General features: G+C 58.3%; 12 protein-coding genes. All 12 read right to left on the bottom strand.

Going from position 1 to position 7,524, the window contains the following annotated elements; translation table 11 throughout:
• Nucleotides 1-2: 2 nt before the first annotated feature.
• Nucleotides 3-509: a phage major tail tube protein gene (locus B5D23_RS13755; protein ID WP_078684656.1), complete on the bottom strand. Its 507-nt coding sequence runs from the start codon at nt 507-509 to the stop codon at nt 3-5.
• Complete coding sequence (locus B5D23_RS13760) at nt 509-1,720, bottom strand: phage tail sheath C-terminal domain-containing protein (RefSeq protein ID WP_078686027.1); 1,212 nt, start codon at nt 1,718-1,720, stop codon at nt 509-511. The genes B5D23_RS13755 and B5D23_RS13760 overlap by 1 nt, the downstream gene beginning before the upstream one ends.
• Before the next feature lie 5 nt (nt 1,721-1,725).
• The gene (locus B5D23_RS13765) at nt 1,726-2,121 is read right to left on the bottom strand and encodes a tail fiber assembly protein (RefSeq protein WP_078686028.1); all 396 of its coding nucleotides are present in this window, start codon (nt 2,119-2,121) and stop codon (nt 1,726-1,728) included.
• A complete protein-coding gene (locus B5D23_RS13770; RefSeq protein WP_078686029.1) occupies nt 2,121-3,371 on the bottom strand; it encodes a phage tail protein in 1,251 nt (416 codons plus the stop codon). The genes B5D23_RS13765 and B5D23_RS13770 overlap by 1 nt, the downstream gene beginning before the upstream one ends.
• Nucleotides 3,372-3,378: 7 nt before the next feature.
• A complete protein-coding gene (locus B5D23_RS13775; RefSeq protein WP_078686030.1) occupies nt 3,379-3,999 on the bottom strand; it encodes a phage tail protein I in 621 nt (206 codons plus the stop codon).
• The gene (locus B5D23_RS13780) at nt 3,992-4,879 is read right to left on the bottom strand and encodes a baseplate assembly protein (RefSeq protein ID WP_078686031.1); all 888 of its coding nucleotides are present in this window, start codon (nt 4,877-4,879) and stop codon (nt 3,992-3,994) included. The genes B5D23_RS13775 and B5D23_RS13780 overlap by 8 nt, the downstream gene beginning before the upstream one ends.
• Nucleotides 4,876-5,211, bottom strand: a complete 336-nt coding sequence (locus tag B5D23_RS13785) for a GPW/gp25 family protein (RefSeq protein WP_078686032.1) — start codon at nt 5,209-5,211, stop codon at nt 4,876-4,878. Before B5D23_RS13785 ends, B5D23_RS13780 begins: the two co-directional genes overlap by 4 nt.
• The gene (locus tag B5D23_RS13790) at nt 5,208-5,870 is read right to left on the bottom strand and encodes a phage baseplate assembly protein V (RefSeq protein WP_078686033.1); all 663 of its coding nucleotides are present in this window, start codon (nt 5,868-5,870) and stop codon (nt 5,208-5,210) included. The genes B5D23_RS13785 and B5D23_RS13790 overlap by 4 nt, the downstream gene beginning before the upstream one ends.
• Complete coding sequence (locus B5D23_RS13795) at nt 5,845-6,372, bottom strand: hypothetical protein (RefSeq protein WP_078686034.1); 528 nt, start codon at nt 6,370-6,372, stop codon at nt 5,845-5,847. Before B5D23_RS13795 ends, B5D23_RS13790 begins: the two co-directional genes overlap by 26 nt.
• Complete coding sequence (locus B5D23_RS13800) at nt 6,369-6,893, bottom strand: hypothetical protein (RefSeq protein WP_078686035.1); 525 nt, start codon at nt 6,891-6,893, stop codon at nt 6,369-6,371. The genes B5D23_RS13795 and B5D23_RS13800 overlap by 4 nt, the downstream gene beginning before the upstream one ends.
• Nucleotides 6,890-7,252, bottom strand: a complete 363-nt coding sequence (locus B5D23_RS13805; RefSeq protein ID WP_078684646.1) for a head-tail joining protein — start codon at nt 7,250-7,252, stop codon at nt 6,890-6,892. Before B5D23_RS13805 ends, B5D23_RS13800 begins: the two co-directional genes overlap by 4 nt.
• Nucleotides 7,249-7,524: hypothetical protein (locus B5D23_RS13810; RefSeq protein ID WP_234985102.1), on the bottom strand; the 276-nt coding region annotated here is incomplete at its 5' end. The genes B5D23_RS13805 and B5D23_RS13810, both read right to left, overlap by 4 nt.

The raw sequence follows: 7,524 nt of genomic DNA on the forward strand, positions 1-7,524 counted from the left end.
TTTTAAATTCCCATTGCGGCACGGGCTTTTTCAAGCTGGTCCACACCGTTTACAATTCGTTTCATATTCAGGACATCGACCTCATGCAGGACCTTTCCGCCCTGCTCGCGCTTATAATAATTCAGCCCCAGCGTGTACGTGTTTTTCGCCAGTTCACCGGACTTCCACGCGCTTGACTCAATCTTGATCACCGTGCCGCGCATTTGCAGGGTCACGGCTTCGCTTGAGCCATCCAGACTTTTCAGCTCACCGCGAGCCGTCATCTGAATCCCGTTATTTTCAATGACGCCAAAGGCCGCGAGCAAATCCGCGTCCTGCATCGGCATCACAAAAGACGCCTCCAGCTTCTCCATGCCCATGTCAATCGGGATTGACGTATCCATGCCGCCCGCGCGGAAATCCTCGGTTGTGAGCGAAAGCGCCGGGGGCTGGAGTTCCTCGCACTCTCCGGCGTATCCGCGCCCGTCAACGAAGAGCGCAAAATTCTTTAAAAGCTTGCTGGCCGCCATTATTTCAGGACCTCCTCAAGGTAATCGTTCACCAAATGTGAACGGAACGTCACGTGCTCGGCCGGAGCCGGTGGCGTAAAATCAAAGTCGAAAAACACGTTGCCCTTGGCGATCTGGTCCTTGGTATTCAGCTCCGGATCAGCCCAGCACGAACCGCCTAGCACAGCTCCGATCGCCGTGAGGTGCCGAAGGTAGGCGTTCACGCTCTCGACCACGGCCTCCATATAGTTCTTGGAAATGTTCCGATCCACGGCCCAAAGATGCGCCCGGAGAATGCTTTCGTTGATCATGTCCGCCGTGCGGCGCACAGACAGGAACGCCCATTTTTTATCAGAGCAAGCCGTGCGATTGCCCCACAGCCGATAGCCCTCTTCATTGATAATCGTGGCGATATTCTTTTCATTCAGGAGATTCGCGCGACAATTGCTGCTGCCAAGAGCAAAATCCACTCCACGAGAAGTCCCGGCAATGCCGTAAATCTGCTGATTCGACGGAGACCACCAAAAGCCCTTGTCGTTGTCGATGCGGGCAATAAGTCCTGCAACGCGCGAGGACGGAGCTTCGTCCGCGTAAGCCCCGCCACGAAAGACTTTCACCCACGGGTCGACCATGTAAATGCAGGCGGTGCCAAAGTCAGAAATAGCCGCCTGCGCCTCGGCGTCGGTGGTATTCGGGCCGTCCACAATCACCACGGCCCGGAGCTTGTCCGCAATGCCTTCCAGCTCCGCCACAACGGGGTTTTTCAGCTTTCCGCCGTCGCCGCTATCCGGGTCCGAGGCGCGCTGGTGCGTGTGCCCCGGAGCAATCAAAATGCGAGGGCTAAGGCCAAGGGCAGACTTTGCGCCAAGCAACGCGTGAACGCCCGTATATTGGCCTGTGGTCGCGTCTGTTCCGCCAACCATATTGGTCTGCGTGACCGCGTCAGTATCGCCCTCATCAACGCGAATCACGACCACGGCCGCGCCGGTCTGGTCAAAAATTCCATCAATGGCCGCCGGAAGCGTACCTTCGCCGTTGCCGGTCGTGTCGAGCTTCGCGGCTTCGGTTCTGTTGCCTGCAATGAGCACTGGCGTATTCACGGGAAAAGCGCTGACATCAGCGTCTGGAGCGGTTCCAACCAGTCCAATAACAGAGCTTTTCACGGTCTGAATTGGACGGGGTCCAGAGTCCAGCTCCACGACCTCCACGCCGTGCAAAAACTGTTCGGGCATATCGTTTATTCCTCGCTTGCTGCGGGTGTTTCTGGTTTTTCGGGCCACGGTATCACAGGGTCAGACACGCCGCCCCACGGGAAGCCAGGAAGCGACGGCAAATCTCGCAGAGCTTGGCGATACGCAAGCCACGCCTGTTCCAAACCATCACTTTCATGTGGATAGTCAGGAAGCGCCTGAGGATCGCAGGCCCGGAGCCGCGCGTCACGCTCGCGGCGAACATCCCCGGCCAAGTCATCAACGCCCGGCTCAAAACGCTGAGGGACAATCTGGCCGCTCTCGCCTACGCGATCACCCACGCGGCACGAGCCGTCACAGCTCGCCCAGCGAAGCGGAAGCGCCACAGGGAAAGCATTTTCTTCAATCTGTATGACTTCATTTTCCCAGATCAGGGCGTGCATCAAACAAACTCCCGAATAATAACAAGGCCATCGCCACCGTTTCCGCCGGTGCCGTCAATGACTGAATTGTCCACGTTTGCGCCACCTCCGCCACCGCCAAGGGTGCCGGGTTCGCCGTCCTTTGTGCTATTTCCATTCGACAAAGAAAGCCCACCGCCAGCGTAAAAACTGGGGGCACCAATCCCGGACGCGTTGTGCAGAGCGCCCATGACGGCCGTTCCGCCGCCTGCGCTGCCGGTCGCATTCACATCGCCGCCAACGCCGTGACCACCGCGCCCGCCGTCCGGGTGCATGTCGCTTCCTTCAAAATTCGTATCCATCCCAAATCCGCCACGGCCTCCGGTTGCGCTCACGAAAGAGCCGAAAGAGCTTGTGCCACCGGGGTTGCTGGCGCGAACGGCTGCCTGCCCCACGCCTCCAGCACCCACCGTGTACGTTTCATCAGCACCAAGCCGCGAGGCCATAATCACAGCTTTGGCCCAGCCCCCAGCGCCTCCGCCAGAACCGCAGGACGCAAAACTGCCGCCTTTGGCTCCTCCGCCTGCGCCGCCTCCGCCCAAGACTTCCACCTCAATAAATTTCAAATGAGCGGGCTTCACGTAATGATATTCACCCGGAGTCGCCTTCACCGTTGTCGAAAGGTGCCGCGCCCCGGCCTCCTGCCATTCCAAGCCATCGCGCCCCTGAATGAGCAAATCGCCCCGGCTGCCGCCATCGGGCAGCGTGTCGTGCGGATCGCTTTTGTCCTGAATGTGATTCGTCATCACCTCGCGAAGGGTTCCGACCTCCAGTTCAACGAACTTTCGGCTCGCAAGTACCACCGTAGGGTCAATTTTGAGCTGCACAGGGGCGCGCTCTCCCACTTCGAGCGTCAGACGAATCCGAAGCTCTGCGGCCGAGCCTTCGGCAAGCTGGGGTTTGTATGTTTCAGGAAGGTTGCCGATGCCAAAAAGATCACCGTCAGCATCCAGAAAACCCGCTTCCCGCAGGGTCCAGCCGCCAGTATCCGGCGGGATTACCAGCTCAGCCACAAGGTAGGCTGGATTCTCCTCATCCTGCCGAAGCGCGTTAAGCTGCGCTCGATAGACCTCATGAACAAGGGATGTTCGCGAAGCATCGGGCGTTACGGCTGAGCCGTTCCCGTCACCCACGACCATATGGGTAAGCGAGATTTGCCGCCCAAGGCTCAAAGCATTGGCAAGCTTGGCGCGGCCAATGTCAGTCAAAATAACAAAGTAATTCTGGGGCATTCATTCCTCATCGCGGTTGGACAGTAATGCTTAAATATTCAGTTATGGCGCAGGCTGCGGAGAGATTCGTGCTTTGCAGAACCTCGTGGGTCATCCACGGAAGCACGGTGAGTTCTTCGCCACTCTGGAAGGCACCGCCAACAGAGCACCCGCCCTGCACGCTTTCCGTCACCTGAAAGCCCGTGAGGTGCGAGCGCGTATTTTTCGCCTTGAGCACCACGCGCGTAAGCATGGCGTACAAATCCGGCGAAACGCCCCTATCATCCACCTCAATATCAATGGTGAAGGTAAAGCGCTCTGTTTTCGGCCGTTCCTGCCACCATTCGCGAATTCTCACCCGATAGCCAAGCGCCCGGACAGCGCGATCAACCGCGCCGCGCGTGCCCTTATGCTTGTGAATCCAGATCGCATTTCTCACGGCGGCCCGCTTTTGCGCCTCGCTCCACGAGCTTTCCCACGCATCCACGGAAAGCGCCCATGCAAGCCACGGCAAAAATTCCACCGGACAATCATCCGGATTATAGAGCCGGGCAATGGGCACCGGGATTCGGTCAATGCGGGTTGTTCCCTCAGAAAAGGCCCGTTCTGCGGGCGTTGCGTTGGGTGGAAGCAAATGCAAACTAGCCACGCTGCACGCTCACATTTTGAGCAGTACACAGCGCAGCCTGACTCGCAGTGCAGGCAACATCCGCCGCCGGGCTAGTGAGTTCCACACGCGCCACGCCTTCCACCTGCAAGGCTGCGTAAATCTTCGAGAGCGGCATACCTGCACCCAGCACATGCGCCCGTGCCACGGCGCTTTTCAGGGCTTCACGTGCTGCGCTTTCGACCTCTTCGGCACTCGGCCCGGGACGAACATGCAGGACGGCGTTCACAGAATAGGAAATCAACTCCGCAGGCTTCACAATGACCTGATCTGTGAGGGGTCGAGTCTCGCGAGCATTGAGCGCGGAGTTCACGGTTTTCACCAGCTCCGAGCTTGGCGTTCCGTCCCCGTCACTGGCGAGAATATGCACGAGCACCTCGCCGGGTTTTGGACTGCTTACAGAGGCGTCCCGAACGCCACTCACGGCGATCGCATGGAAGATATACGCGCCATCAGGTCCGGCCGTGCTAAAGCCCTCCGGAGCAAGCTGTACGCGCCGACGAAAATTCGCATCATCCTCTAAAAGCACTGGTATCGGCGGATATGCATCTGGGTTGCCGGGGTCTTCGATTTTTCGCTGCATAGGAACCAAGGCCGCGAGCTGGTCCAGATCAGAGCCAGTCGCATAGGCCAGAAGCACCTGCCGAGCCGCATCGTTCACGCGCTGGCGCAGCAAAAGTTCACGGTATGTGAACACCTCAATAAGCTTGAAAAGCGGGTCAGACTCCACGAGTGCCGTATGTTTTGGTTTTTTCGCTTGGTACTCGGCCAAAATTTCGCTTTGTATTTGCTCGGCGCTCAGTTCCTCCAGAACCGCAGGCGCTGGAAGCTGCGAGAGATCAATGTCTGAAAATCCGCTCATACGAGTATTCCGTCCATGTGAATGGGCTTGCCGTCTGGCAGGTACACGCCTGTAAGTTCAAGCACGATGCGCCCGGAACCGGAGCGGTCCACCTGCACTTTCTCCAGCCGAAAGCGAGGCTCCCATTTGGCGAGAGCCTCGGCCGTTGCTGCATAAAATTCTATCTGCGTTTCATGATTGAGCGGCGCGTCCACAAGGCGCGGAAGGCGTGAGCCGTAGTCCCTGCGCAGGACTCGCGAGCCGAGCGGCGTGGTCAGAATATCGCGGATGGACTGGCGCAAATGCGCCCGCCCAGAAAGGCTTTTCCCGTTTTCTGCGTTCACGCCCATCATGAAGGTGCCCCGGTGGTGCCGCCATGCGGGCAAGGATGCGTGTGGCCGTTCAGCGAAACGCGTGAAGTCACGTCATCCTCGGAGTGAATTTCCCCGGTTGTGCGCAGACTGCCGCGAAATTCCGCGTTGCCGCCACCAGAACCGCCGCCCTGTGTGAGCGGGCCGTTCAAAAAAATCCCCCCGTTCAGCGTGATGCTTGGGGCTGTGAGTTCCACCTTTATTCCTGCTATGCCCGTGATGTTCTTCCCGGCATTGGCCGAAATATCGCCAGAAGCGACAAGCTCAGCGTCTCCCGGAATATTTGCACGCAGGCGATGCGCTGCGCGGTCGTATTCAATTACGGCACCGTCGAAATATTCCCGCCGGTCAAGGTCTTTTGAGGATGCCGGTGCGGGGTGCGCCTGCTGGAAGATGCTTCCAAGTACAACGCCCTGCGAAGTATCCCCAGACACTGACAAAACAAGGACCTGCTCGCCCGGCTCCAAGGCCCACCACGAGCGATCATTCCCAGCCCGGAGCGTGAGCCACGGGAGCCAGTCCGTCACCGCTTCGCCCATGCGCACCCTCACGCGAGCGCGGGCGTAATCCGCCGCCTCAACCGTCCCAAAACGAATGAGACCGGCAAGCCTGCGCTCAAGCTCCGAGATCTGGAAGCTCATCTTTCACCTCGAAATATTTGTCCTCGTGCGCGGCCCCAATAAGCGGCGCGTACGATGCAAAAACCTTTTCTGGCGGTGCTCCCTCGTCGCTCCACATGTATTCGCCAAGGTACAACATCTGCTCAAACTCCACGCGCCAGCTCTTGGCGTGCTCAAAGCTTGGCTCAAATTCATTCGGTTCCGCAGACACAAAAGCCGCTTCTGGCGCGCCACACACAAGGCTTTTCCCGTCGATCATGTGCGCTACATGCGCGGCCAAAGTGCGAAGCTTCAGAGCCTGATTTATGGCCGTGTTGCCAAGCACCAGAAAAATCTCCCAGCGACAGACAAGGGGAAGCCGCCCCGTGGCATCCAGCCCGGAATAATCGGCCCGCATTTCCGCCAGATTTACAATTGCGGCGGGGGTTTTGAGCTTTGTCGCGTGCCCGTAATCGCACACGTCCTGCATGCCAGGTGTCGCTTTCAGCTCCGCCACAAGCGCGGCGTGCAAATCTTCAATCATGAGCGCCCTTCCTTCACTTTTTCCCAGCGCAACTCCTGCCGAAAGAAATGCAGAAATTTCCGCTCTGCTTCGGCGTAAATCTCTGTTTGCAGCACGCGTTCAATGTCCTTGGAAATATCCTCGTACTGCACGGAAATCGGCAGACGTGACCGGCCTTCTCGCTTAAAGACAGGACCACGACGCCCCGGCAGCATAAACGCGTGCCGACGCTGCACAGGTCCGGCCGTGACGCCGCTTCGAGTCTGGCGCGGGTTCAGCGCCGAAAGCGGGATCGCATTCCGCCCAACCCAGACGCGTGTGGATGCGGCCACCCTGTCCACTGACATTTTGAGTCGGCCCTTCAAGGCTTTTCGCGGCATGCCCGTATCACGGGAACTCTCCCGCAGGATTGCCGACTTCATCCAGCGCCCAAGTTTGGACACGGCCCGGCGGCTTGCGGCCTGAATCTGTTTTTCTGTTGCCGCAAATTCCAGCGCCAGCCGCTCACATTCGCGCTCTGGCCCGTCGAGAAAAAGCTTCATTCGTACACGCTCACACTGCCGTCAGAGAGCAAAATGGAACTAATGCCCGTGCCGTCTGGCAAAACGCGCTCCACGGTAAAAGCCATCTCGCCAATCACGATGCTCGCACCGCGCGGAATGCCCACGGCGTCAACACTTTTGCAGGTCAGCCGACAGTCCTCCATCTGGAGATCAAAATCCGAGCTGCTCGAATTGCCGTGCATTTTGCCCACGAGTCCGAAAACCTCGTTTGGCTGGTCAAAATACGCCGGGAACGTCCACGAACTGCAATCAGGAAGCACGACTTCCGCCTGCACCGTGTCCAGCCCGAAAAGGAAGAAATCAAGGTCCTTGCCGAGGAAATTCAGATCATTCATCATTTGCCCACCTTTCGCCCGCGATCCCCGAACCACCACGCAACGCTCAGGCCCGCGAGGTAAAGAATCGTGCACACGATGCGCTTTTCAAGGTCCATCGCCAGCGAAATATCAAGGCGCTCCAGCCCTGCACGGGCAATCACGTCCTCAACTTGGCAGCGTGTATTCCAGACCATCCACAGCATAAACACCGTCAGTGCTGGCCGGGTCAGCCCGCGAACCACGTCCACGCTCACGAGCAAAAACTTGTTCACAAAATGTGACACCGTGAAACC

The sequence above is a fragment of the Desulfobaculum bizertense DSM 18034 genome, from assembly GCF_900167065.1.
Taxonomy (GTDB): domain Bacteria; phylum Desulfobacterota; class Desulfovibrionia; order Desulfovibrionales; family Desulfovibrionaceae; genus Desulfobaculum; species Desulfobaculum bizertense.